Origin of the sequence: Bradyrhizobium sp. 137, assembly GCF_023074095.1 — a bacterium.
Classification (GTDB): Bacteria; Pseudomonadota; Alphaproteobacteria; order Rhizobiales; family Xanthobacteraceae; genus Bradyrhizobium.
Genome location: NZ_JADPKU010000005.1, coordinates 72,366 through 97,349 on the forward strand (window position 1 = coordinate 72,366; position 24,984 = coordinate 97,349).

The 24,984-nt window shown below is 64.7% G+C and carries 24 protein-coding genes and 1 pseudogene; 17 read left to right on the top strand and 8 right to left on the bottom strand.

What is annotated here, in order from left to right; translation table 11 throughout:
- Window positions 1-210 precede the first annotated feature (210 nt).
- The 8 genes from IVA78_RS01205 (at window position 211) to IVA78_RS01240 (ending at window position 8,780) form a co-directional block, all read left to right on the top strand.
- On the top strand, window positions 211-1,617 hold the full coding sequence (locus IVA78_RS01205; protein ID WP_247463804.1) for a DegQ family serine endoprotease: 1,407 nt from the start codon (window positions 211-213) through the stop codon (window positions 1,615-1,617).
- Complete coding sequence (locus IVA78_RS01210) at window positions 1,614-2,945, top strand: replication-associated recombination protein A (protein ID WP_247276193.1); 1,332 nt, start codon at window positions 1,614-1,616, stop codon at window positions 2,943-2,945. Before IVA78_RS01205 ends, IVA78_RS01210 begins: the two co-directional genes overlap by 4 nt.
- Window positions 2,946-3,001: 56 nt before the next feature.
- The gene (locus IVA78_RS01215) at window positions 3,002-4,216 is read left to right on the top strand and encodes an RluA family pseudouridine synthase (RefSeq protein ID WP_247276194.1); all 1,215 of its coding nucleotides are present in this window, start codon (window positions 3,002-3,004) and stop codon (window positions 4,214-4,216) included.
- Window positions 4,217-4,355: 139 nt separating this feature from the next.
- Window positions 4,356-5,150: an ATP12 family protein gene (locus tag IVA78_RS01220; RefSeq protein WP_247416832.1), complete on the top strand. Its 795-nt coding sequence runs from the start codon at window positions 4,356-4,358 to the stop codon at window positions 5,148-5,150.
- Between the two features lie 56 nt (window positions 5,151-5,206).
- Window positions 5,207-6,832 carry a flagellar hook-length control protein FliK gene (locus IVA78_RS01225; RefSeq protein ID WP_247463807.1) on the top strand — a complete coding sequence of 542 codons (1,626 nt, stop codon included), beginning with the start codon at window positions 5,207-5,209 and terminating at the stop codon, window positions 6,830-6,832.
- Window positions 6,829-7,092 carry an EscU/YscU/HrcU family type III secretion system export apparatus switch protein gene (locus IVA78_RS01230; RefSeq protein WP_247276197.1) on the top strand — a complete coding sequence of 88 codons (264 nt, stop codon included), beginning with the start codon at window positions 6,829-6,831 and terminating at the stop codon, window positions 7,090-7,092. The genes IVA78_RS01225 and IVA78_RS01230 overlap by 4 nt, the downstream gene beginning before the upstream one ends.
- A gap of 149 nt (window positions 7,093-7,241) precedes the next feature.
- Window positions 7,242-8,060, top strand: coding sequence for a class D beta-lactamase (blaOXA, locus tag IVA78_RS01235; protein WP_247276198.1), 819 nt, complete (start codon window positions 7,242-7,244; stop codon window positions 8,058-8,060).
- Between the two features lie 63 nt (window positions 8,061-8,123).
- Complete coding sequence (locus tag IVA78_RS01240; RefSeq protein WP_247276199.1) at window positions 8,124-8,780, top strand: carboxymuconolactone decarboxylase family protein; 657 nt, start codon at window positions 8,124-8,126, stop codon at window positions 8,778-8,780.
- Between the two features lie 152 nt (window positions 8,781-8,932).
- Here IVA78_RS01240 and IVA78_RS01245 read toward each other — a convergent pair.
- Window positions 8,933-9,926 (bottom strand): annotated as a pseudogene (locus IVA78_RS01245) (dienelactone hydrolase family protein).
- Window positions 9,927-10,353: 427 nt separating this feature from the next.
- On the opposite strand from IVA78_RS01245, the gene IVA78_RS01250 reads away from it, so the two are divergent.
- Both IVA78_RS01250 and IVA78_RS01255 read left to right on the top strand, forming a co-directional pair.
- Window positions 10,354-11,886, top strand: coding sequence for an acyl-CoA carboxylase subunit beta (locus IVA78_RS01250; RefSeq protein ID WP_247276200.1), 1,533 nt, complete (start codon window positions 10,354-10,356; stop codon window positions 11,884-11,886).
- A 98-nt stretch (window positions 11,887-11,984) separates the two neighbouring features.
- On the top strand, window positions 11,985-12,332 hold the full coding sequence (locus tag IVA78_RS01255) for a hypothetical protein (RefSeq protein WP_247276201.1): 348 nt from the start codon (window positions 11,985-11,987) through the stop codon (window positions 12,330-12,332).
- Window positions 12,333-12,350: 18 nt separating this feature from the next.
- Here IVA78_RS01255 and IVA78_RS01260 read toward each other — a convergent pair whose 3' ends face one another.
- Both IVA78_RS01260 and IVA78_RS01265 read right to left on the bottom strand, forming a co-directional pair.
- Window positions 12,351-12,503: a hypothetical protein gene (locus IVA78_RS01260; protein ID WP_247276202.1), complete on the bottom strand. Its 153-nt coding sequence runs from the start codon at window positions 12,501-12,503 to the stop codon at window positions 12,351-12,353.
- 94 nt (window positions 12,504-12,597) lie between these two features.
- Window positions 12,598-13,251 carry a glutathione S-transferase family protein gene (locus tag IVA78_RS01265; protein WP_247276203.1) on the bottom strand — a complete coding sequence of 218 codons (654 nt, stop codon included), beginning with the start codon at window positions 13,249-13,251 and terminating at the stop codon, window positions 12,598-12,600.
- Window positions 13,252-13,380: 129 nt separating this feature from the next.
- On the opposite strand from IVA78_RS01265, the gene IVA78_RS01270 reads away from it, so the two are divergent.
- Window positions 13,381-13,695, top strand: coding sequence for a hypothetical protein (locus IVA78_RS01270; RefSeq protein WP_247276204.1), 315 nt, complete (start codon window positions 13,381-13,383; stop codon window positions 13,693-13,695).
- Window positions 13,696-13,814: 119 nt separating this feature from the next.
- Entirely contained in the window at window positions 13,815-14,099 is a 285-nt protein-coding gene (locus IVA78_RS01275; RefSeq protein ID WP_247276205.1) for a twin-arginine translocation signal domain-containing protein, read from the top strand.
- Between the two features lie 138 nt (window positions 14,100-14,237).
- Here IVA78_RS01275 and IVA78_RS01280 read toward each other — a convergent pair whose 3' ends face one another.
- The 3 genes from IVA78_RS01280 to IVA78_RS01290 all read right to left on the bottom strand — a co-directional run bounded on the left by IVA78_RS01280 (window position 14,238) and on the right by IVA78_RS01290 (window position 16,583).
- Window positions 14,238-14,489 carry a hypothetical protein gene (locus tag IVA78_RS01280; RefSeq protein WP_247276206.1) on the bottom strand — a complete coding sequence of 84 codons (252 nt, stop codon included), beginning with the start codon at window positions 14,487-14,489 and terminating at the stop codon, window positions 14,238-14,240.
- A 189-nt stretch (window positions 14,490-14,678) separates the two neighbouring features.
- Window positions 14,679-15,689 (bottom strand): alpha/beta hydrolase, encoded by a 1,011-nt coding sequence (locus IVA78_RS01285; protein WP_247276207.1) that lies wholly within the window; start codon window positions 15,687-15,689, stop codon window positions 14,679-14,681.
- Between the two features lie 195 nt (window positions 15,690-15,884).
- On the bottom strand, window positions 15,885-16,583 hold the full coding sequence (locus IVA78_RS01290; RefSeq protein WP_247276208.1) for a winged helix-turn-helix domain-containing protein: 699 nt from the start codon (window positions 16,581-16,583) through the stop codon (window positions 15,885-15,887).
- 256 nt (window positions 16,584-16,839) lie between these two features.
- On the opposite strand from IVA78_RS01290, the gene IVA78_RS01295 reads away from it, so the two are divergent.
- The 3 genes from IVA78_RS01295 to IVA78_RS01305 all read left to right on the top strand — a co-directional run bounded on the left by IVA78_RS01295 (window position 16,840) and on the right by IVA78_RS01305 (window position 18,449).
- Entirely contained in the window at window positions 16,840-17,148 is a 309-nt protein-coding gene (locus IVA78_RS01295; RefSeq protein ID WP_247276209.1) for an NIPSNAP family protein, read from the top strand.
- 28 nt (window positions 17,149-17,176) lie between these two features.
- Entirely contained in the window at window positions 17,177-17,527 is a 351-nt protein-coding gene (locus IVA78_RS01300; protein ID WP_247276210.1) for an antibiotic biosynthesis monooxygenase, read from the top strand.
- Window positions 17,528-17,639: 112 nt separating this feature from the next.
- Window positions 17,640-18,449, top strand: a complete 810-nt coding sequence (locus IVA78_RS01305) for an isocitrate lyase/phosphoenolpyruvate mutase family protein (protein ID WP_247463810.1) — start codon at window positions 17,640-17,642, stop codon at window positions 18,447-18,449.
- Window positions 18,450-18,634: 185 nt separating this feature from the next.
- Here IVA78_RS01305 and IVA78_RS01310 read toward each other — a convergent pair whose 3' ends face one another.
- Window positions 18,635-19,024, bottom strand: coding sequence for a hypothetical protein (locus IVA78_RS01310; protein WP_247276212.1), 390 nt, complete (start codon window positions 19,022-19,024; stop codon window positions 18,635-18,637).
- Between the two features lie 157 nt (window positions 19,025-19,181).
- Between IVA78_RS01310 and IVA78_RS01315 the strand changes: the two genes are divergently transcribed.
- Complete coding sequence (locus IVA78_RS01315; protein WP_247276213.1) at window positions 19,182-19,826, top strand: trimeric intracellular cation channel family protein; 645 nt, start codon at window positions 19,182-19,184, stop codon at window positions 19,824-19,826.
- A 145-nt stretch (window positions 19,827-19,971) separates the two neighbouring features.
- On the opposite strand, the gene IVA78_RS01320 is transcribed toward IVA78_RS01315, so the two are convergent.
- A complete protein-coding gene (locus IVA78_RS01320; RefSeq protein WP_247276214.1) occupies window positions 19,972-21,198 on the bottom strand; it encodes a c-type cytochrome in 1,227 nt (408 codons plus the stop codon).
- Window positions 21,199-21,479: 281 nt separating this feature from the next.
- Between IVA78_RS01320 and IVA78_RS01325 the strand changes: the two genes are divergently transcribed.
- Window positions 21,480-24,971 carry an indolepyruvate ferredoxin oxidoreductase family protein gene (locus IVA78_RS01325; RefSeq protein ID WP_247463812.1) on the top strand — a complete coding sequence of 1,164 codons (3,492 nt, stop codon included), beginning with the start codon at window positions 21,480-21,482 and terminating at the stop codon, window positions 24,969-24,971.
- Window positions 24,972-24,984 lie beyond the last annotated feature (13 nt).

Sequence of the window (24,984 nt, forward strand, 5' to 3'; positions counted from 1 at the left end):
CTGATGCCAATTCGCCGCAACCGAATCCGCTCGACACTACAATGGTGGATGACGCGCATCATGCCAATCCATCACTCTGGCAAATTGCCGCTTAGTACGCTGTGCTTGCATCTCGGACACCACGGGGAAGAGGCCGAATATTGCCGCCCGGCGCCCTTCTATTGGCGGGCGAACGCGCCTATATTCCGGCGTCTTTTCCAAGAGGTAGGAATGTTTCGATCGACCTGGAGCGCCGTCGTCGCGGCCCTGTGCATAGCGTTTTCAGCCCACTTCAATCCGACTGCTGCGCAGGACCGTCGGGTGCCATCGTCGCCGGCCGAGCTGCGGCTGTCCTATGCACCGATCGTGCAGCGTGTGCAGCCGGCCGTCGTCAACGTCTATGCCGCCAAGGTGGTGCAGAACCGCAATCCGCTGCTCGACGACCCGATCTTCCGCCGTTTCTTCGGCGTGCCGGGCCAGCAGCCCGAGCAGATGCAGCGTTCGCTCGGCTCCGGAGTCATCGTCGATGCCTCCGGCCTCGTCGTCACCAACGTCCACGTCATCGAGGGCGCGGACCAGGTGAAAGTGTCATTGTCGGACAAGCGCGAATTCGAGGCCGAGATCCTGCTGAAGGATTCCCGCACCGATCTCGCCGTGCTCCGCCTGAAGGACTCCAAGGAGAAATTCCCGACCCTGGACTTCACCAATTCCGACGAATTGCTGGTCGGTGACGTCGTCCTCGCCATCGGCAATCCCTTCGGCGTCGGCCAGACCGTGACCCACGGCATCATCTCGGCGCTGGCGCGCACGCAGGTCGGCATCACCGATTACCAGTTCTTCATCCAGACCGATGCGGCGATCAATCCCGGCAATTCCGGCGGCGCGCTGGTCGACATGAGCGGCAAGCTCGCCGGCATCAACACTGCGATCTATTCGCGCTCCGGCGGCTCGCAAGGTATCGGCTTTGCCATTCCCGCCAACATGGTGCGCGTCGTCGTCGCTTCCGCCAAGAGTGGCGGCAAGGCAGTGAAGCGGCCGTGGCTGGGGGCAAAATTGCAGGCGGTGACGCCCGAGATCGCCGAAAGCCTCGGCTTGCGTTCGCCGACCGGCGCGCTGGTCGCAAGCGTGGTGCCGAATGGCCCCGCGGCGAAGGCCGGCCTGAAATCCTCCGACCTCATCACCGGGATCGACGGCCAGATCGTGGACGATCCCAATGCCTTCGACTACCGCTTCGCAACCCGTCCGCTGGGCGGTACCGCGCAGATCGACGTGCAGCGCGGCAGCAAGCCGGTCAAGCTGACGGTGACGCTGGAGACTGCCCCCGACACCGGCCGCAACGAGCTCGTCGTGACCGCGCGCTCACCATTCCAGGGCGCGAAAGTCTCGACCATCACGCCGGCGCTCGCCGACGAATTGCATCTGGATGCCGACACCGAAGGCGTCGTGATCACCGATATCGGCGGCGATACCGCGGCCGCAAATGTCGGTTTTCAGAAAGGCGACATCATCCTGGCCGTCAACAACCAAAAGATCAGCAAGACCGGGGACCTCGAGAAGGCTGCCGGCGAGCGGTCGCGGATCTGGCGCATCACGCTGGTGCGCGGCGGCCAGCAGATCAACGTCACGCTAGGCGGATGAGTTCGAAGCGACCACAGGAGACGCCAACTCTCTTCGCCGCGGCGGGGCTCGATCACGACGCTCCACATCCGCTGCCGGACCGGCTGCGTCCGCGCGCGCTGTCGGAGGTTGTGGGCCAGGACCACATCCTCGGTCCGGACGGTGCGCTGACGCGCATGCTGGAGACGCGCACGCTCGGCTCGCTCATCTTCTGGGGGCCGCCGGGTACCGGCAAGACCACGGTGGCGCGGCTGCTGGCGGATGCAACCGACCTGCATTTCGAGCAGATTTCCGCGGTGTTCTCCGGTGTCGCCGATTTGAAGAAGGCCTTCGATGCCGCGCGCGCCCGCCGCGAGACGGGCAAGGGCACGCTGCTGTTCGTCGATGAGGTGCATCGATTTAATCGTGCCCAGCAGGATTCGTTTCTGCCTGTGATGGAAGACGGCACGGTGGTCCTGGTCGGCGCCACCACCGAGAATCCGTCGTTCGAGCTCAACGCGGCGTTGCTCTCTCGCGCGCGCGTCCTGGTGTTTCGCTCGCTCGATGCTGCCGCGATCGAAAAGCTGTTCGCCCATGCCGAGGCGGTCGAGGGCAAGAAGCTGCCGCTCGATGCCGAGGCACGCGCGGTTCTGGTGCGCATGGCCGACGGCGACGGACGTGCCTCGCTGACGCTCGCCGAGGAAGTCTGGCGCGCCGCGCGCAAGGACGAGATTTTCGACGCCGCGCAGCTGCAGGAGATTTTGCAGCGCCGCGCCCCGATCTACGACAAGTCGGCCGATGGCCATTACAACCTGATCTCGGCGCTGCATAAATCGGTGCGCGGCTCTGATCCCGATGCCGCGCTCTATTACCTCGCGCGCATGCTCGATGCCGGCGAGGATCCGCTGTTCCTGGCCCGCCGCGTCGTGCGCATGGCCGTGGAGGACATCGGGCTTGCCGATCCACAGGCGCTCGTCATCGCCAATGCGGCTAAGGACGCCTTCGACTTTCTCGGCCATCCCGAGGGGGAGCTCGCGATCGCGCAGGCCGTGGTCTATCTCGCCACCGCGCCGAAATCGAACGCGGTCTACACTGCCTTCGGCACGGCGATGCAGGTGGCAAAACAGGCCGGCTCGCTCCTGCCGCCAAAACACATCCTCAATTCCCCGACCAAGCTGATGAAGTCGGAAGGCTACGGCGCAGCTTACGAATACGACCACGACACGCCGGAAGCCTTCTCCGGCCAGGATTATTTCCCGGAAGCCCTGGGCCGCCAGACTTTTTATGACCCGCCCGAGCGCGGTTTCGAGCGCGAGATCAGAACACGGCTGGATTACTGGGCCAAGCTGCGCAAGGAGCGGGGTGGCTGAGGCCCAATCGCCATTTCGTCGTGACGAAAGGGCTCTTTTGGGATAGGCAGGCAGCCATGAGCCGCCGCATCAAGAGAATGAACCCAAAGCCCCGTTCGCGCGACGAGCGCGGTGACGCGCGTCCCTTCAAGGCGCGCAGCGCGCAGAAAGCGGGGCCGCGGCCGGGCGGCAAGGCAGCGAGCAAGCCGCCGCGCTTTGCAGGCGAGCGCGCCGAGCGGCGCGCACCCAAAGCTGCGCTGGAAAAGACCGCGCCGGAAAAGTCCGTCGAGGCATTGCTGCCGACCAAGGTGCAGACTGTCACCGTCACGGCCGACGAGAACAACATGCGCGTCGACCGCTTTCTCGAAGCACGCTTTCCCGGCCTGTCGTTCTCCCACATCCAGCGCGTCGTGCGCAAAGGCGAGCTGCGCGTCGACGGCAAGCGCGTCGACAGCAAGGACCGCCTGGAGGAGGGCCAGAGCGTCCGCATTCCGCCGCTGAAGCTCGACACGCCGAAGGCCGCCGGCCCACTCTCGGAAGCCGCGCAGAAGACGCTGGCCGCGCTGAAGGAGATGACGATCTGGGAGGACGATGACGTGCTCGTGCTCAACAAGCCCGCCGGACTTGCCGTGCAGGGCGGCTCGGGCATGACGCGGCACATCGACCAGATGCTGGAGGTGATGCGCGATTCCAAAGGCCAGAAGCCGCGCCTCGTGCACCGTATCGACCGGGAGACGTCGGGCTGTCTCCTGATCGCCAAGACGCGCTTTGCCGCCTCGCATCTGACCGGCGCGTTCCGCTCGCGGTCGGCGCGAAAGGTCTATTGGGCGCTGGTCCCGGGCCTGCCGAAGCCGAAGCAGGGCCGCATCTCGACCTTTCTCGCGAAGGAGGAGGGCGAGGACGACACTATCATGCGCATCGCCCAGCATGGCGATGAGGGTGCAAGCCACGCGGTGACCTACTATGCGATGGTCGAGACCGCCGGCAACAAGCTGACCTGGGTGTCGCTGAAGCCGGTGACGGGACGCACCCACCAGCTCCGCGCCCACATGGCCCATATCGGCCATCCCATCGTCGGCGACCCCAAATATTTCAACATCGAGAACTGGCAGCTGCCGGGTGGCTTGCAAAACCGTCTGCATCTCCTGGCACGCCGGATCGTCATTCCGCATCCGCGCGGCGGCGTGATCGACGCCACGGCACCACTGCCGCCGCATATGCAGCAATCGTGGAATCTGCTCGGGCTCGACGCAACCCGGTTTGATCCGATCGAGAACGCGCCGGAGGAGTAGGGCTAGGCGCCGCGGCAAGCCGAAGCCCGGCGAACGGGCCGCAATGCCCGCAAGTTCCCTTATGCCTGCCGCTCGCTTTGTCGCCCGCCGCCCTTATCTTTGAAAGCTTAGCACTCAGCGACCGGGACCGAAGACTCACATGCGCGAATTGTTCGAAGAAGCTGCGGGGCAACCCGCGTCGGATCCGCAGGAATCGGCGCGCGCCTCCGCGCGCGCGCCCCTGCGCAAGCGCTTCTACAAGGATGCCGGCGCAGTCGAGGCCGAGGGCGGTTTCGCCATCGCCCTCGACGGCAAGCCGATCCGCACGCCCTCCGGCCGCCAGGTGCTGATTCCCTCGCGCGAGCTCGCCGATGCGGTTGCTGCCGAATGGGCGGCACAGGGCGAGACGATCGATCCCGTGACCATGCCACTGACGCGGATCGCCAACAGTGTAGTCGAGGGTGTGATCGACCGGATCGATCTCGTCAGCGACGACCTCGCAAAATACTTCGAGACCGACCTGTTGTTCTATCGCGCCGGCCACCCCGAAGGGCTGGTTGCCCGCGAGGCCGCGCATTGGGACCCCGTGCTGTTTTGGGCCGCAGAGACGCTGGGCGCGCATTTCATCCTGTCCGAAGGCATCATGCATGTGAAGCAGCCGGACGAGGCGGTCAGGGCCGCGCGCGCCGCGCTGCCGGGGGATGCCTGGTCGGTCGCGGCGCTCCATATGGTGACAACGTTGACCGGCTCGGCGCTGCTGGCGCTGGCCCTGGCCCATGGCGTGCGCGATGCTGGGCAGGTCTGGGCCGCCGCCCATGTCGATGAGGACTGGAACATCGACCAATGGGGCGTGGACGAGGAAGCGGCCGCTCGCCGCGCCACGCGCCTGCGGGATTTCGAGGCCGCCGTGACGGTCTTGGCGACGGTAAAGCCGCAAGCACCGGAAGGTCCTTAACGAGAGGTTTACGAGGCGGCCTTAGGGTGGCGCCAGCATTCCCTGGGCCCTTCGAGATGCCGACGCCGATAAGCTCGATCGTTCCGATCAGCGCCGCCAGCCCTGTGGCTGACGCGGCGACGCCCGATCTCGTGCTTCAGGCCGGCAGCGTTGTCGACGCCAAAGTGGTCAGCGTGCTCGCCGACAATCTCGTGCGGATCGCAATCGCCAACCTTTCGATGGACGTGATGTCGGAAGTGGCGTTGTCGCCGGGGCAGAATCTCCAGCTCGCGGTGTCGCAGAACGACGGCACCATCCGGCTCGCCGTCGTCGTGGGCGGGGCAGACGGGGCGGCGTCCGATCAGATTACGCTGACGCCGGCTGCGGCCTCGCTGATGGATAGCCCGCCGCTTGCGCCGTCGACGAGCGCTGCGCGCAATACGCTGACGCCAGCGGAGCAGATTGCCGTCACTGCGGCGTCCGCCGAGGCCGTGACCAGGCAGGGCAGCCAAGCGCCGCTATTCGCCAATCTCGCCGCGGTCGTCGTCGGCAGCGATTTGCCGGCGGGGCTGAAGCAGGCCGTGCTGGACGTGCTGGCGCAGCAGACGCCGCTCAACGCCGGGCTCGACGGCGGCGATATCGAGACTGCCTTCCAAAAGTCTGGCCTCTTCCTCGAAGCCTCGCTGGCCGCCGGCCGCACGCCGGCGTCCGGCGCAACGCCCGATTTGAAAGCGGCGTTGCTCGTGCTGCGCCAGACGCTGGCCGCGCTCGGGACAACCTCGCCTCAGACGCAAGGCGCCGCCATTCCTGCCAGCGCCACGGGCACACCGCAGGTCAACGCCGCGCCGGCGCAGGCAGCAGGTGAGGCCGCGCAGGCCGCATTGTCGTCAGCGGCCCCCGATATTGCCCAAACGGCGCAACATCCGCGCGGCGCTAATCTCGCGGCCGCGGTCCTCGCCGACATGGCTGCCAAGGCGCCACAAATGGCGATGCCGCGAACCGTGACGGCCGGCCTTGCCGCCAGCCTCTTGCAGGAGATGACGCAGAACCTGCCGCGGATCATCGGCAACGTGCCCGGCTCCAACAAGGCCGTACCGGATGGCCACATCTTCGAGGTGGCCACCCCTGCGACCACGCCACCGCCGTTCCGCAGCGCATTGCCGGTGCCCCAATCCATCGCCTCGCCATCGCTCGCGCCCGATACCCCGCTCGCTGCAACCGTGCACCGTCTGCTCGACGACACCGATGCCGCGATCGCGCGGCAGACATTGCTTCAGGTCGCCTCGCTCCCCGATCGCGCCGATGCCTCCGGCCATCGCATCGACCCGGCCGTGCCGCAATGGAGTTTCGAAATTCCCTTCGCAACCCAACAGGGCACCGCGATGGCGCAGTTCGAGATCTCGCGCGACGGCGGCAACGAATCCGCCGATCCCGCCACGCGTGCCTGGCGCGCGCGCTTCTCACTTAATGTCGAGCCGGCAGGTCCCGTGCATGCGCTGATCACGCTGAGCGGCGACAAGACTTTTGTGCGGATGTGGGCGGAGCGGCCGGCGACGGCGCAGCAGCTCCGCGCCGGAATCGGTGAACTCAACCAGGCACTGACGAGAGCCGAGCTCAAGCCCGGTGATATCGTGGTGCGCGAGGGCACCCCGCCGCAACCGGCGCCGGCCCGCGCCGGACATTTCCTGGATCGGGCCACATGAGCGACGCCTCCAAGCTTGCGATTGCCCTGCACTACGAGAAGGGCACCAACGCCCCCGTCGTCGTCGCCAAGGGCAAGGGCACGATCGGTGAAAAGATCGTCGAGATCGCCAAGGCCCATGACATTCCGATCGAGGAGAACGAGGTCTTGGCCGGCGCGCTCTCCAAGCTCGAGCTCGGCGAGGAGATCCCTCCAGACCTCTACAAGGCCGTCGCCGAAGTGCTGGTGTTCGTGCTGCGGCTTTCGGGTCGCGGGCGGTAGAGCATGATCCGGACCCCGGAGGACCGCGTTAGCGCAAAGTGTGGAGCGGTCTTCCGAAAAAACATCGTGCTCAAGAAATAACCTGTCATCGTTTCACCAGATATCGGCGGCATTGTCGCGACCACTCTCATCATCATTGGATACCGCTCTTGCTGACCCGTCGTTCCACCCTCGGTCTGCTTGCCGCAGCCGCCACCGTGCCGTCACGCGCGCTCGCTCACGTCGCGCCGCCGCGCAACGAAATCCGCGACAGCTTGGCCAAACGCTTCACCGATCTCGGCACATCGGGCACCTTCGTCGGCTACAAGGTCGAGGACTATCTGATCGTCGCCAGCGACAAGGAGCGCTCGGGCGAGGGGAAGCTGCCGGCCTCGACCTTCAAGATTCCAAACTCGTTGATTGCGCTCGAGACCGGTGTGGTCACTGACCCCGACAAGGACGTGTTTCCCTGGGACGGCGTGAAGCGTCCGATCGAGGCCTGGAACAAGGATCACACGCTGCGGACTGCGATTGCAGTCAGTGCGGTGCCGGTCTATCAGGAGATCGCGCGCCGCATCGGCCAGCAGCGCATGCAAAAGTATGTTGACGAGTTCGACTACGGCAACCGCGACATCGGCGGCGGCATCGACCAGTTCTGGCTCACCGGGGCCTTGCGCATCGATGCCGTCGAGCAGATCGACTTCGTCGACCGGCTGCGCCGGCGCGCGCTGCCGATCAGCAAGCGCAGCCAGGATCTCGTCTGCGACATCCTGCCGGTGACCAAGGTGGGCGAAAGCGTCATTCGCGCCAAGTCCGGCCTGCTTGGTGCTGAGCGCGGCGAGCCGTCGCTCGGCTGGATGGTGGGCTGGGCCGAGAAAGGCGAAGCGCACACCGTGTTCGCGCTCAACATCGACTGCCGCGAGCCACGCCACATCGAAGCCCGCATGACGCTGACGCAAGCCTGCCTTGCCGATATTGGTGCGATCTAGCGCTACCGCGCTGGTGCCGCTCGACTAGCATCCTCCCGCCAAAGAAAACCGGGAGGATGGAAAATGAATGCAACGCCGCTCTGGCTGTCGTCGCTCACGCTTGCCGCAGCAAGCGGCTGGTTCGCTGCCACGATGTTTGCCGGCCCCGCCACCAGCAAGGAGCCACGGTTTCCGCAGCTCACCATGGATCAGCTCGACGCCAGGCAGAAGCCGCTCGGCGAGCAGATCATGAAGGTGTCGAGCGTCGGCATCGGCGGACCCTACAATTCGATGATCCGCAGCCCCGTGCTCGGCCAGCGCCTGTTCGACCTGTTCCACTATCTGCGCTGGGAGACCTCGGTCCCGGTCAAGCTCAACGAGTTCGCGATCCTGATCATCGGGCGTCAATGGCGGTCGCAGGTGGAATGGTACGCGCACGCGCCGCTGGCGGCGAAGGCAGGGCTGTCGGCCGACATCATCGCGGAGCTGAAGGCCAACAAGCGGCCGTCGAAGATGGCCGATGACGAGGCGGTGGTCTACGACTTCGTCACCGAGCTCACCACCACCAAGAAAGTCACCGACGAGACTTATGCGCGCGCGAAGAAGGTGTTCAACGACCAGCAGATTGTCGATCTCACTGCAGTTGCCGGCAATTACGTGATGGTCGCGATGCTGCTGGCAATGGCCGAGGAGACGGTGCCGCCTGGCAAGGAGGAGCCGTTCAAGCCAGGGGAGCCGTAAGGCTCGCCATTGCGAGGAGCTCGCGACAAACTGCAGTACCGTAGGGTGGGCAAAGGCACGCAGCGCCGTGCCCCACCTTCGTCTCATGACTGTGATTGGTGGGCACGCTCCGCTTTGCCCACCCTACGAGAGCTGGGGCGGAGCAAACAGTCTCACCCCAATTTGAACAGCACCTGCAAAAACTCCTCCACGGCCTTGCGCGCTTCGGCGGCTGTCTTCGGATTGCCGCCGACATGCGGGTTGAGCTCGACACAGGCGTCCTTGTAGGAGAAGGGCGCGTTGGTATCGCCGTTCATCAACACGCCGCCGTCACCTTCCTTGATATGGCAGTTGCGCACGGTTTGCGCGTTGGCGGACACAGTGACGGTGTTGAGGCCGAGCAGGCCGCTGTCGAACCCATGTGCACTGTCAGGATATTCGGTCAGCACCACGTCGCCCGACCGCCTTGAGCCGCTCGACGAAAGCCCTGCAGCTTTTCACGGGATTGTAGTCGTCGGGCGCGCCGTGGAAGATGCGGATCGGTCGCGCGACGACTTCGCTATCGCCAACATAGGTCGTCGAGCAATCCGGATAGAACGGGATATAGGCCGCGAACTGGATGCCTGACTTATTCCACAGCTTGTTGAAGCGCTCGAGGCTCGCATAGAGCGTCGCCTGTCCGCCGCGTGAAAAGCCCATCAGCACGATGCGGTCAGGATCGACGCGGGGATGCTTCGCCAAAATCTCCAGCGACCGGTAGATGTCCACGATCAAATTGAGTCGGCCCAGCAAGGCCTGGTTCGGCCCGACCACCGTCAGGCCGCGCCCTGTAAAGCCGTCGATCACGAAGGTGGAGATGCCCATAGCGTTGAACGCGTGCACCCAGGCTTCCGTAGTGGCGCCGACGCCGCTCGAGCCGTGCATCAGCACCACGACGGGGAGTTTTCCGGTCCCTTGCGCGACACGCAGTTCGCCCGCGACCGTCACCGGCTTGCCGGCCGCCGCATCACCACTGAGGAATTGCTGGTCGGAGAGGGTGAGCGAGGGGATCGGGTAGATCTCGGCGCGGGTGGCGACCTCTTTCGGAAGCGATTGTGCGTTGGCGCCAATGCCCGCGAACAGAGTCGATATAAAGAGCGCCACAGCAACGCGGAATGCCCTCGGCATCGGATCTCCTCTCAGGATTTTGATCGGGTGCAACAACAGGCTCGCGCGCTGGGACGATCATCGTGGACATTGCGCGATGCTTGCGCCAGACATGAGGACCGCCGCCGTACCAACTCGGCTCACGCAACATTGGCGCCTGATCGTGGGTTCGGAGCAAGCCTGAATCGGCTGGCCTGGTCAACCGGGCTGGACGGCAATTTGCGGGCGACGGCCAGGATCGGGCGCTCCCGCCGAGAGGGGCGAAGCCGAACCCGGCCTGTCCTGGCGATGCCCCTGGCCATGCTCGCCTCCCAGGCAAAACTTTGTAATTCCTTGCGCTTTCACGCTGCGGCAGGGCAGCCCTGCGGCGCCGAAAGGCGCTTTCCGGGCCGCAAAATGCCGTGTTAGAACCCGGCATCGCTTAAGGCTTAAGAACTGGCGGGAGCAAATGAAACACATCCTGGACGCCCTTGAAGATCGTCGTGCCGGTGCCAAGCTCGGCGGCGGGGAGAAGCGCATCGAGGCGCAGCACGCCCGCGGCAAGCTGACCGCGCGCGAGCGCATCGAGCTCCTGCTCGACAAGGGATCGTTCGAGGAATTCGACATGTTCGTCGAGCATCGCTCCACCGAGTTCGGCATGGAGAAGAACAAGATCCCGGGCGATGGCGTCGTCACCGGCTGGGGCACCGTCAATGGCCGCAAGACCTTCGTCTTCGCCAAGGATTTCACCGTGTTCGGCGGCTCGCTGTCCGAGACCCACGCGCTGAAGATCACGAAGCTGCAGGACATGGCGATGAAGGCGCGGGCGCCGATCATCGGCCTCTATGACGCCGGCGGCGCCCGTATCCAGGAGGGAGTCGCCGCGCTGGCCGGCTATTCCTACGTGTTTCGCCGCAACGTGCTCGCCTCGGGCGTGATCCCGCAGATCTCCGTCATCATGGGCCCGTGCGCCGGGGGCGACGTCTATTCACCCGCAATGACCGACTTCATCTTCATGGTGAAGAACACCAGCTACATGTTCGTCACCGGCCCCGACGTCGTGAAGACGGTAACGAACGAGGTCGTCACGGCCGAAGAGCTCGGCGGCGCCTCGGTGCACGCCACGCGCTCCTCGATCGCGGATGGCGCCTTCGAGAACGACGTCGAGACGCTGCTCCAGATGCGCCGTCTGATCGACTTCCTGCCATCCAACAACACCGACGGCGTGCCGGAATGGCCGAGCTTCGACGACATCGGCCGCATCGACATGTCGCTCGACACGCTGATCCCCGACAATCCGAACAAGCCCTACGATATGAAGGAATTGATCCTGAAGGTCGTGGACGAGGGCGACTTCTTCGAGATCGCGGAGGCCTTCGCCAAGAACATCGTCACAGGCTTTGGCCGCATCGCGGGCCGCACCGTTGGCTTCGTCGCAAACCAGCCGATGGTGCTGGCCGGCGTGCTCGACTCTGATGCGTCGCGGAAAGCGGCGCGCTTCGTCCGCTTCTGCGACGCCTTCAACATCCCGATCGTCACCTTCGTCGACGTGCCGGGCTTCCTGCCGGGCACCGCGCAGGAATATGGCGGCCTGATCAAGCACGGCGCCAAGCTGCTGTTCGCCTATTCGCAATGCACCGTGCCGCTGGTGACCATCATCACCCGCAAGGCCTATGGTGGTGCCTTCGACGTCATGGCCTCCAAGGAGATCGGCGCCGACATGAACTACGCCTGGCCGACCGCACAGATCGCGGTGATGGGCGCCAAGGGCGCGGTCGAGATCATCTTCCGCAGTGACATCGGCGACCCCGACAAGATCGCGGCGCGAACCAAGGAATACGAAGACCGGTTCTTATCGCCGTTCATCGCCGCCGAGCGCGGCTACATCGACGACGTCATCATGCCGCATTCGACAAGAAAGCGGATCGCCCGGGCGCTGGCGATGCTGAAGGACAAGAAGACGGAAATGCCGGCGAAGAAGCACGACAATTTGCCGTTGTGAGCGCACACAGCCCGGATGCGCGCAGCGACATCCGGATCTTTGCCTAAGCCCCGCATCTCGCTTCGCTGATGCGGGTTACCAATATCTTCTGAATTCGCATGACCGAAGACGATCCGATCGATGAGATCTCCGATATCGAGGCGCGGATCGAAGCGCTCGCCGAGATTGCCGAGCGGTGCCGGAAATACATTCTGGCGTCCAAGATCGCCATCGGCGGCGGGACCGCGCTGCTGCTCGTCACGATCCTCGGTCTGTTGGGATTAGGCCAGACCGCCGCGCTCGGATCGATCGCTCTGGTGTTGGGTGGGATCGTCTCGCTCGGCTCGAACGTCAGCACGTTGCGGCAGACGGACGAGGCCATCAGTGCTGCGGAGGCGCGTCGTTCGGCGCTGATCGGAAGCATCGATCTTCGCGTCGTTGCCGATACGCCGCTGAAGCTGGTGTGACGCGACGCGTCGCACGCCCTACGCCGCAGTCCTGAGCGTCAGCACCTGCAACTCCGCGCGGCATTCGGCTGCGAAGGCCTGAAGGCGTTCCGCGGTTTGCTGGTCGAGGATCGCCTTTGCCAAGCGCTCGGCGCGGGCAATCTGTTCTTTGAGATACGCGATACGGGCCATGGGTCACCTTTCGCCTCGAATAATTTGAGGCAAATTGCTTCGTTCCGATGGCTATGAGCGTACGCTTACCACCGGGTTAATGATGTGCGGCAGGTCACGCTCGGCGGGCCGCATCCCCCGCGGCGAAATGCGCCATTTGGTCCGCGCGGGCTTTGAGGAAGGCCGGGCGGGCCGTGGCCCGGGCGAGGTAAGCGCGACAGGCCGGGTGGTTCGCAAGTCCCTCGAAACGGTCGACGGGGCGCAGCACGTCCGACATCAGGATGTCGGCGACGGAGAAGGACCCCGCCAACCATTCGCGGCGGGCCAGCACCGGTTCGAGATGCTTGAGACGAACCGTAAGGAACCCGTCTAGGAATTTCCATCCCGGCGTGCCGTCCGCATTGCCCATGAAGTTCAGCATCGCCCAGGGCAGGCTCGCCATCTCCACCGAATTGAGCGCGGCGAACACCCATTTCGTCGCCTGGCTGCGGCGGCGCGGATCCGATGGCATCAGCTTGTCGCTGCGCTCGCCGAGATGCAGCAGGATCGCGCCGCTCTCGAAGATCGAGAGGTCGCCATCGGTCAGCCACGGCACCTGGCCGAAGGGCTGGTGCGCGAGATGTGCGGCGCCGCGGTCCTCGAACGGCACGCTCGCGACGCGATAGGGCAAAGCGGCTTCTTCGAGCGCCCAGCGCACACGGAGGTCGCGCACGAAACCCCTGGGCATCTCGGGAACCCAGTCGAAGGTGGTCAGCGTGAGGTCGGCCATGTCGTCTCTCCGTATCTTGGCTCAGACCAAGGACGAGCAAAGGGCACGCATTCCGACACCGGTGACAACTGTTTTTGTCGCCGGCGAGTGAAGCGGCTAGTCTTCGCTCAAACAATGGGAGGAAACCCGATGCCATCAGCGTTCTTCGTCGTCCGCGCCACCCTCACCGACGCGAGCAAGCGCGCCGCCTTCGACAGATGGTACGAGACGGAACATCTGCCCGATGCGGTGAGGGCGTTCGGCGTAGCCAAGGCCTGGCGGTTCTGGAGCCTGGACGATCCCTCGCTGCATCAGGCCATGTATCAGTTCGATGACGAGGCGAAGCTCGCGGCGATGCTGAAAGGTGATGCGCTGAAGCGCCTGACGGCCGACTTCAACCGCGACTGGCCCGAAGTGAGGCGCACGCGCGAGACGCTGGTGCTGGCGCAGGAGTTCGCGACGTAGGCGACAGGCGATACCGTCCGCTTCTCATCGAAACTGAACGCATGATTCAGCTTCGGTTCATGTCGTCACCGCGAGACTTACTCGGCATCACGGGCACGATGATCCAAGAGGAAGAAGTCATGGAGCGCCGAAATTTTTTGAAACTTGCACTGGGGGTGACGGCGGGAGCCGCCGCCTTCGCTGCGACCGTGCAGGCCGCGCCGCTGTCACCGCAGCCACTCGCTGATCCCACCCGCATGCCGCAAGGTCACTCAGACGCTCATCCCGCAGTCACTACCAGCGAAGAAGCCGGGCAGGCGAAACCTGAGCAGGTGCACTGGCGTGGGCGCGGCCGGCATTGGGGCTGGCGCCACCGCCATTGGGGCTGGCGTCGCCGGCGCTGGCACCGCCGCCGTTACTGGTAAGCCCGCGGCAACCGCGAATTGGACCGGGGATCGCCGCTGGCGGTCCCCGTCTCGCGCTCAAGGGACACCGTCGACTAGCGCCAAAACGAAATTGGCCGCGCAGGCGGTCCCGCGCGGCCATTTTGCAATGCGAAAGGATCAGAACGGACGGCAGCGGCCGGCGTACCAGCGGAAGCCATAGGGGCACGCGCGTGCGCGGGGCACCACGACGACCGGCGCCGGGGCGACCACTACGGGCGCGGGGCGCACAACGACTGCCCCGCGCATCGGACGGCAGCCGCCATAGGGGCCACGATACCAGCCGGGGCCGCAGCCGCCGGCGGCGCTGGCCGCTTCGCTGAAACCGACGACCGCGCTGGCGAGCATGACGGCGGCGAACAGGTATTTCATTTGATCTTCCTTCTGGTCCTTCGGGAGAGGCTTAGGGGATGGCGCTTGCGGCGAACAATGAATCAACAGACACGATTCGACACGTTAAATCGGGGACGTGCCGACACATCGCGATCCAAGCCTGCCAATCATGACCTGAATGCGGCATGAACATTGCTCCGCATGCCGCTTCACGCGATGGCGACGGCACTAGCGGCCAAGAAACTCCAGCACCAGCTCCCGATACTTCTCCAGCGCCTCCAGGAAGACGAGATGGCCGGTGTCCGGGATCACCTCGGCCCGCGCATTCGGCATCTTTGCGGCGAACGCTTTCGCGAGTTCGGCATTCTGCCCCATCTTGGCGCGCAGCGCCTCCGGCGCGCTCACTCGTCCCGGCGCGTTGTGATCGTCGGCGCCCATCACAAACAGCGTGGGCAGTGTGATGAGCGGGATCTCGTGTGCCACCGGCTCGCGATAGATCATCTGGCCGGAGCTGACGAAGGCGCGCAGCCAGCGCGGATAATCGGGGCTGCCCTTGATGTTGAAACGGGCATCGATGAACGGGGTGATCGCCTCCGGCGGCAGCTTGATCGAATAGTTGGTCTGGAGCTGCTTGCGATAGCCGTCCGCCGTGAGCTTGTCCTCGGTCTGGATCATCTTCTCGGTCGGCGTCGGCGGCACGTAGAGGCGGTAGTCCTCCAGTCCGATCGGCGCGGTCAGCACCAGATGGGCGATGCGGTCGGGATAGGCGCGGGCGAGGCGCACACCGAGCATGCCGCCGAGCGAATGAGCGACGATCTCGGCCCTGTCGATCTTGAGATGATCGAGCAGCGCAATCGTGTTGCGCGCCAGCGTGTCGAAATGGAGTTCACCCTGCGGCTTGGAGGATTTGCCGAAGCCGACCTGGTCCGGCACGACCACGCGATAACCCGCCTCGCTCAGCATCTTGATCACGGGGGCCCAGTAGCTTGACGGGAAATTACGCCCGTGCAGCAGCACCACGGTGCGGCCGTTCGGCTCCGCGGCAGACACGTCCATATAGGCCATGCTGAGCTGCTCGCCGTCATTGACGAGCGGCAAGAGGTGCACGGGATAGGGATAGGCAAAGCCTTCGAGCGCGGCGCCATAGGGCTCGCGCGGCGCGGTGTCGGCGGCGCGGGCGGATGTGAGCGGGAATGCGAGGAGGGCGGCGCAGAGCGCGGCCCGGAGGAAGCGGTTCATTGGGGGTCTCGTGTTTGGAGCCGTCATTCCGGGGCGCGTCGACGACGCGACCCCGGAATCTCGAGGTTCCGAGTTCGCTGCACCGCATCGCCCCGGGACGACAGTGCGCATAAAGTGATGGATGGCCGGGTCAAGCCCGGCCATGACAACAATGGGAGTTCACACGGCATTGTGTGCCGTCACGCAGCTTCGTGATCAGTCCTTGCCATTCCCGAACAGCGCAGCGAACTGTTTCTCGCCGGTGCGGGTGAAATTCACAACGCGGCTTCCGGGCGTGGCGTCGCGTGCGGCCCATTTGAGTTCGGCGAAGCGCTGCATCATGGCCGCCCCCAGTGTGCCGGCGAGATGATGCCGCCGCTCGCTCCAGTCGAGACAGGCCTTGCACACCGGGCGGCGCGGATGGGTCAGCATGTCGGGCGAGATCTGCAAATGCTTGGCGAGGAAGCGCTCGCCCTCCGCCGTCAGCTCGATCTCCTGCTTCTTCTGCCTGACCAGCTGCCGCGCGCGCATGGTGTCGAGCATCTGCACGCCGAGATCGCCGGCGAGATGGTCGTAGCAGATCCGCGCGCGCCGCAACGCCGGATCCTTCGGCCCGGTGCGCACGCGCATGTGGCCGGTCCGCGCGGCAAGCCCCGCCAGGCCCTCGAGCACGCCGGCGACGTCGTCATCGGTGAGGCGGTAGTAGCGATGCCGGCCCTGCTTCTCCGGCTCGACGAGGCCGCCGGCCTCGAGCTTCGACAGGTGCGAGCTCGCAGTCTGCGGCGTGATGCCGGCCTCCTGTGCCAATTCGCTCGCGGTCAGCGCACGGCCGTTCATCAGCGCGGTGAGCATGTTGGCGCGCGCGGGATCGCCGACCAGGGAGGCGACCATGGCGATGTCAGGACCTGATTTCATGCTTCGATGGTAGCCGAAGCATCAACGTCCGGCAAGGAGGTAGGTTTTCACCAAATCGTCATTGCGAACGACGGCGAAGCGATCCTCACTACTTAACCCTCATCCTGAGGAGCGCGCCTTTGCGCGCGTCTCGAAGGAGGAAGGCCCGGATGGTGGCCTCGCCCTTCGAGACGCCGCGCACGCGGCTCCTCAGGGTGAGGGGCTGACTTTGGTGATCGCTGCGCTCGCAACGACGACGGAAACACAGGAGCCCATCATGTCCATCACCGTCTTCATCCGCTACCAGCTTGATCCATTCAAGCGCGCCCAATTCGAGGAATATTCGAAACGCTGGCTCACCATCATCCCGAAATGCGGCGGCGACCTGATCGGCTACTTCATGCCGCATGAGGGCACCAACAACATCGCCTTCGCGCTGATCACCTTCGAGAGTCTGGCCGCCTATGAAGCCTATCGGGCGCGGCTGCGGCAGGACGCCGAAGGCATGGCGAACTTCCATTTCGCCGAGGAGAACAAGTTCATCCTCGCGGAAGAGCGCACCTTCCTGCGCAAGGTGGTATTGTAGGCCACGACATCGTTAGCAGGAGACGCCCATGATCGCCGTGATCTTCGAAGTCTGGCCGAAGCCGGAACACCGCCAGGACTATTTCGACCTCGCGGCCGATCTGAAGCCCATCCTGCAAACCATCGACGGCTTCATCTCGGTCGAGCGCTTCGAGAGCCTGACCGAGAAGGGCAAGATCCTGTCGGTATCGTTCTGGCGGGATGAGGCGGCCGTGCAAGCCTGGCGCAACACGATGGAGCATCGCCGTACCCAGGCCACAGGCAGGGCGAAGATCTTCGCCGATTATCATTTGCGCATCGCCAGCGTCATCCGTGACTACGGCATGAATGATCGCGAGCAGGCGCCGAAGGACAGCCGCGCCGTGCACGATGCACACTAGCGCTGCCCGGGCGCGCACTTGCGCTGCCGGGCGCGCACTAGTGCTGCCGGGCGCGCACTAGCGCTGCCCTGAATGCGCGCCTATGTCTTCGCGGCCAATAAGGGAGAGAAACATGCACGTGACAACCGCTGACAAGCGCGCGACGTTCAGGAAGATGCACGAGAGCGGCTGCTTCATCCTGCCCAATCCGGTTGACGTCGGCAGCGCCAAGGCGTTGCAGCATCTCGGTTTCAAGGCGATTGCGTCATCGAGCGCGGGCTTTGCCTGGACCATCGGCAAGGCCGATAATCACGTCAGCGTCGAGGAGGTCTGTCAGCATCTGGCAGCATTGAGCTCCGCCGTCGACATTCCCGTGAATGCGGATTTCGAGGGCGGCTTTGCCGTCGAGCCGGACAAGGTCGCTGACAATGTCGAGCGCTGTGTCCGCACCGGCGTTGCCGGCCTGTCGATCGAGGATTCCACCGGTGACAAGGCCAAGCCGCTCTACGACCGCGCGCTCGCGGTCGAGCGGATCAAGGCCTCGCGCAAGGCGATCGGCGACAGCGGCACGCTGCTGGTCGGCCGCTGCGAGGCTTATCTTTGGGGCGCGACCGATCTCAAGCTCGTCATCGACCGGCTCACCGCCTACGCGGACGCCGGCGCTGATTGCCTTTATGCGCCGGGCCTGAAGAGCCGCGAGGACATTGCGGCGGTGGTGAAGGCGGTGCATCCAAAACCGTTCAATCTCCTGGTCGGCGGCTCCGGCCTGTCGTTGCAGCAGGCGGCCGATCTCGGCGTGCGTCGCATCAGCGTCGGCGGATCGCTCGCCCGCGCCGCCTGGGGCGGTTTCATGCGCGCGGCCAAGGAAATGGCGGAGCAGGGGACCTTCACCGAGCTCGGCAATGGCTATTGCGGCGGCGAGCTCAACAAGATGTTCAGCTGACCCAAAGGAAAAGCGGCGGGACCTTTTTGGGTCCCGCCGCTCTCGTAGCCTCTCGGTGTCCTGCCCCGCCTAGTGCGCAATTGCGCACGGGCCGGGCATCCAGTACGCCGCGGCTTTTGATTTGGCCACGACGGTCTCGGAGTGCTGGGTCCCGCCAGGTCAGCGGGCGAGCTATCGTGTTACTTTTACTTCGCGCCGTCAGACGGCGTCTGCGTATCGGGCGCCGGCTTGCTCGGTGCTGCACCCGTGGTCACGCCCGGCCCGGTGTTGTTGCGCGGCGTCACGTCGCGCATGCCGGGAGGCGCGGTCGGATTGGTCGGCTGCGTCTGCGCGGTCTGCGACGTCGGCGCGTTGCTGGCCTGGTTGGTCGTGCTGGTATTGTTCAGGCCGTAGAACACGGCACCCAGCACCAGCGCAATCGCAACGGCGAACAGCGCAACCTTGCCGCTGGAGGCGGGGCCTTCGCCAAGCTCGGGATCGGCCTGAAGGTCGGCATCCCGGCGCGCCGCGCGAAGATACTCATCGTCGGCGAGGTTCGGGCGGTACGGATCGTTGGGAAAACGGTCGTCAGCCATCGATTGGTCTCCTCGGGTTATTGCCGCGGGACAACCCGTGGATGCGAGATTCCGTTCCCGGCGCTTTATGCTTTCGTCGCATGTTGCTCCCGCCGCGGGAATCAGGACCTTGTCTACGGGAACCGTGGACCAGGTTCCACAGAGGGAGAACAAATCCATGTGGAGCCTGCCGCCGACGGACGGCGTCCTGCATCTTCTGGCGTTGGTCGCCTTGACGGCGGAGGGCATGACGGCCGCGCTGGCCGCCGGTCGAGGGAGCATGGACTATGTCGGCGTTTGTCTTCTCGCCTGCGTGACCGCGCTTGGCGGTGGCACACTGCGCGACCTGTTTCTCGGTCACTATCCGCTGGTGTGGGTCGCCAACCCGATCTACCTCGCGCTGCCGGGCGGGGCAGCGCTGCTGACGATCCTGATCGCGCGGCTGGTGCATCGGCTGCACCTCGCTTTCATCGTTCTCGATGCCATCGGCCTCGTCGTCTTCACCATGATCGGCTGCAATGTCGGCTGGCAGATGGATGCCTCGCTGCCGATCGTGATCGTCTCGGGCATGGTGACAGGCTGCGCCGGCGGCGTGCTGCGCGACGTGCTCTGCAACGACGTGCCGCTCCTGTTCCGATCCGAACTCTACGCCAGCGTCTCGGTCGTGACCGGGCTGTTCTACGCCACCGCCTTCGCTCTCAATCTCAATGCCGAGCTCTGGACGATCCTGACCTTCGTGCTCGGCCTCAGCTTCCGTCTGCTCGCGGTCCGCTACAGATGGGAGATGCCGAAATTCGTGTTCACCGGGGATGAAAAGAAATAGCGCGCTTTCTTCGCCTCGCTCCGCTTGCGAGAGGCCGACGCGCGAAGCGCGGCCCGATGACAGGCTCCGCGAAGCAAATCCAGAATCCCTCCGCGAAAGACTTTGGATTGCTCGCCAATGACCGAGAGAAGGCGACGGCGCGGATTTACGGCTCTTCCTTCCTCGCCTTTGCCACCTGCGCCGGCGTCACCATTGGGCCCGCATTGCCCCAGGAATTGCGGATGTAGTTCGTCACTGCCGCGATCTCGTCGTCGGACAATTGCTTGGCATAGGCCGGCATCTCGGCGGTGTTGGGCGCGCGCGCCGTCGTCACGGTGTGGGCGCCATCGAGGATGATGCGCAAGGTGGAGGACGGATTGACCGATTGCAGCAGGGCGTTGCCGGGCAGCGGCGGATAGATCCGTGGGCTGCCTGTGCCGTCGGCCTCGTGGCAGGCGACACAGAGCTTTGCGTAGACCGCCTGGCCGGCCTTCATCTCGGCAACGTCAGCCGGCGTCACGATGGTCTCGCGCCGCGCCGGCGGCAGGCTCTTCAGGTAGACCGCGATCGCACGCACGTCGGCATCGCTCATCTTCGAGGTCGAGTTGACGATCACCTCCGCCATCGGCCCGCCGGCATGGCTTTTGGCGTTGCGGCCGCTTTGCAGATATTCGGTGATATCGTCGGCGCTCCACGACTTCAGCCCGGTGCGCGCGGCGCCGTCGAGCCTTGGGGCATACCAACCGCCGACCTCGTTGCCGGACAGCGCCTGCGCTTGCTTGTCCGCGCCAAAATAGTTCTTCGGCGTGTGGCAGGCGCCGCAATGGCCGAGACCGGTGACGAGATAGCCGCCTCTGTTCCACGCGGCGCTCTGGCTCTGGTCCGGCTCGAACAGGCCGGGCTTAAAGTACATATAGTTCCACACCCGCATCAGCCCGCGATAACCGAACGGCCAGCGCAGCTCCGGCGGCTTGTTGCGGTTGGCGACGGGCGCCAGCGTTCCCAGATAGGCCCGGATCGCCAGCGTGTCGTCCTTCGTCATCCGCGTGAAATAGGGATAGGGAAACGCCGGGTAGTAGTTCGAACCGTCAGGCGCGAGGCCATAGCGCAAGGCGCGCGTGAAGTCGGCATCGGTCCAGGCGCCGATCCCGACGTCGCGGTCTGGCGTCAGGTTTGGCGCGTAGATCGCACCGAAGGGCGTATCGATGCGCTTTCCGCCGGCGAACGGCTTTGCCGGATCGGCGGTGTGGCAGCCCGCGCAGTTGCCGGCTTCGACCAGCGTCTTGCCGTAGGCGATCAGCTCCGGCGAGGGCTCGGCGGCGCGGGCTGCGCCTTCAACTGCACTGCACAACGCCAAACCCACGAGAGCCGAGCCAGCCAGAATCGTCCGCATCGAAAGCCTCTCCTGCGACCAATCGACGTCGTCCCGCAGTATAGGGGCCTCACGTCATTTCGCGACGGCGGGGGTATGGTGACACAAATTGAAAACGCCCAGCGTGTTTCAGGCCACGAAATTGCTATTTTTACCCGGCGCTCCCTTTGCTCCAGATTTGTGATGCGGAGCGTGAAATTTCCGACATAGAGTGGCGGAGATGGTCGGCGCGCCCTAGCTAAAAATGACGGGCAGGCAACGGCTTAAGTGGCCAAAGGCCAAGAAGGGCGGAAGAGGACAGCATGGGCATCAACCAGGGTCCGATCAGTCTCGATCAGAAATACACCCAGCAAACCGGACACGTTTTCACCACGGGCATCCAGGCGCTGGTGCGCCTGCCCATGGCCCAGATCCGGCGCGACCGCGCCAACGGCCTCAACACCGCGGGCTTCATCTCCGGCTATCGCGGCTCGCCGCTCGGCGGCTATGACCAGCAGCTCTTCGCCGCGCGGAAGCATCTCGAACAGTACAACATCAAGTTCCAGCCCGGCGTGAACGAGGATCTCGCGGCGACCGCCGTGTGGGGCTCGCAGCAGCTCAACCTCTCGCCCGGCGCCCAATATGATGGCGTGGTCGGCATCTGGTACGGCAAGGGCCCCGGCGTCGACCGTTGCGGTGACGTCTTCCGCCACGGCAATGCCGCCGGCTCGGCCAAGAACGGCGGCGTGCTCTGCCTTGCCGGCGACGACCATGGCGCAAAATCCTCCACCGTCCCGCATCAGTCCGACCATGCCTTCATCTCGGCGCTGATGCCGTATCTCTATCCCTCGAGCATCCACGAGATGATCGAGATGGGCCTGCTCGGCATCGCGATGTCGCGCTACTCCGGCTGCTGGGTCGGCATGAAGGTGATCACGGAGACGGTGGAGACCACGGCCGAGATCGACCTCACCGACGAGATGAAGCCCTTTATCATCCCCTCCGATTTCGAGCTGCCGCCCGGCGGCCTCAATCTGCGCTGGCCCGACGACCGCTTCGAGCAGGACCGTCGCTTACAGGACTACAAGGGCTTTGCGGCGATCGCCTTTGCGCGCGCCAACAAGGTCAACCGCGTCACCATGGATTCGCCAAACGCCCGCTTCGGCATCATGGCATCCGGCAAGAGCTATGAGGACGTCCGCCAAGCGCTGCGCGAGCTCGGGATCACCGAGGAGGTCGCCGCCAAGATCGGCCTTCGCCTTTACAAGATCGGCATGCCATGGCCGCTGGAGCCGGAGGGCGTACGGCAGTTCGCTGTGGGGCTCGAAGAAATCTTCATCGTCGAGGAACGGCGCGAGATCGTCGAGAACCAGGTCAAGCAGGAGCTGTTCAACTGGCGTGACGACGTCCGCCCACGCATCGTCGGCAAGATGGACGAGCACGACAAGCGCTTTTTGACCTTCGCCGCCGAGCTCAGCGTCGCCTCGCTTGCGACCTCGCTGACCGAGCGGCTGCTTCGACTTAATCTCAACCCTGAAATTGCGGAGATGCTCCGCGTCAAGGCCGACTGGTTCAACGGCCGCCAGGCCACGCAGATGCAGGCGGTCGCGCCCATCTCCCGTACCCCGTATTTCTGCTCAGGCTGCCCCCACAATACATCCACGAAAGTCCCCGAAGGCAGCCGCGCCATGGCCGGCATCGGCTGTCACTTCATGGCGCTGTGGATGGACCGCTCGACCGAAACGTTTACGCATATGGGCGGGGAGGGCGTGCCCTGGGTCGGCATCGCGCCTTTCACCAAGGAGAATCACATCTTCGCGAATCTCGGTGACGGCACCTATTTCCATTCGGGCATTCTCGCCATCCGCCAGGCGATCGCCTCCAAGGCGAACATTACCTACAAGATCCTCTACAACGACGCCGTTGCCATGACCGGCGGTCAGCGCCATGACGGCGATCTCTCGCCGCAGCAGATCACCCAGCAGCTTTACGCCGAAGGCATCCGCGAGCTCTATCTGGTCTCGGAAAACCCCGATGCTTACCCGGCCGACACCATCGCGCCCGGCGTGAAGAAGTATCACCGCGACGAGCTCGACAATGTCATGAAGATGTGCCGCGAATACAAGGGCACGTCTGCCATCGTATTCGTGCAGACCTGCGCGGCCGAGAAGCGTCGCCGCCGCAAGCGCGGCTTGATGGAAGACCCGCCGCGCCGCGTCATGATCAACCCGGCGGTCTGCGAAGGCTGCGGCGACTGCTCGGTGCAGTCGAACTGCATCTCGGTCGAGCCGCTCGAGACCGAGTTCGGCCGCAAGCGGGCTATCAACCAGTCCTCCTGCAACAAGGACTATTCCTGCCTGAAGGGCTTCTGTCCGTCCTTCGTCACGATCGACGGCGGTGCGCCGCGCCATCGCGCGCCGGCGGAGCTCAGCGAGATCGGCGAGCTTCCGGAGCCGGCCTCACGCCCGATCCTCGACAAGCCGTACAACATGGCGGTCGGCGGTGTCGGCGGCACCGGTGTGCTCACCATAGGCGCGCTGCTCGGCATGGCCGCCCATATCGAGGGCAAGGCCTCGATGATCCTCGACATGTCGGGTCTCGCGCAGAAGGGCGGGGCGGTGCTCAGCCACGTCCGCCTGTCCGATCATCCGGCCGAGGTGACCTGCTCGCGCATCGTCACTGGAACGGCCGATCTTGTGCTCGCAGCCGACGAGGTGGTCGCGGTTGCCAAGGACACGATCTCGCTCTGCGACTCCAGCCGCACCCGCGGCATTATCAACAGCCACGTCATCCCGACCGCCGACTTCGTCCTCAACCGCGACTTCAATTTCCAGACCCGCAAGCTCAACGCGGTGCTGGAAACGGCGCTGCACAAGGACTCCGTGTTCTTCGATTTCACCAAGCCGGCCGAGCAGCTGCTCGGCGATGCTATCGCCACCAACATGATGATGATGGGCTATGCCTATCAAAAAGGGCTGTTCCCGCTGTCGGCGGCGTCGATCGAGCAAGCTATCGAGGTCAACGGCGTCTCGATCAAGATGAACAAGGAGGCCTTCCGCCTCGGCCGCCTCGCGGTCGCCGATCCCAAGCGCCTCGCCGACATGCTGAAGGGGACGGACGAGGTCGTTGCACCCAAGACGCTGGAGGCGATGACGTTGGACGAGGTCATCGAGCATCGCGCCAAGCACCTCACCGCCTATCAGAATGCTCGCCTGGCAAACCGTTATCGCAAGCTGGTCGACCAGGTCCGCGAGGTTGCGGTGAACGGTGGCTATGGCGAAGCGCTGCCGCGCGCGGTCGCGGTGAACTACGCCAAGCTGTTGGCCTACAAGGACGAATACGAAGTCGCGCGCCTCTACACCGACGGCGCCTTCGAGCAGCAGCTCCGCGACCAGTTCGAGGGCGAGTTCAAGTTCAACTTCAACCTGGCGCCGCCGATCCTCAGCCGCGGCGTTGATGCGCTCGGCCGTCCGAAGAAGCGCGCCTTCGGCCCGTGGATGCTGAACGTTTTCCGCGTGCTGGCCAAATTCAAATTCCTGCGCGGCACGCCGTTCGACATTTTCGGCCGCAGCGCCGACCGCAAGCTCGAGCGCGACCTGATCGCCGGCTACGAGAAGGACGTTTCAACCGTGCTCGGCCTGCTGTCGCCGGTCACGCACGACACCGCCGTGGAGCTGCTGTCGCTGCCCGACCGCATTCGCGGCTACGGCCCGGTGAAGGAGAAGGCCGTAAACGACGCCAAGGCCCGCTACGCCCAGCTCGCCGCTGACCTCGCCAACCCGCCGCCCGCGCCAAGGCAGATCGCGGCGGAGTAGGTCTCCTAGCTCT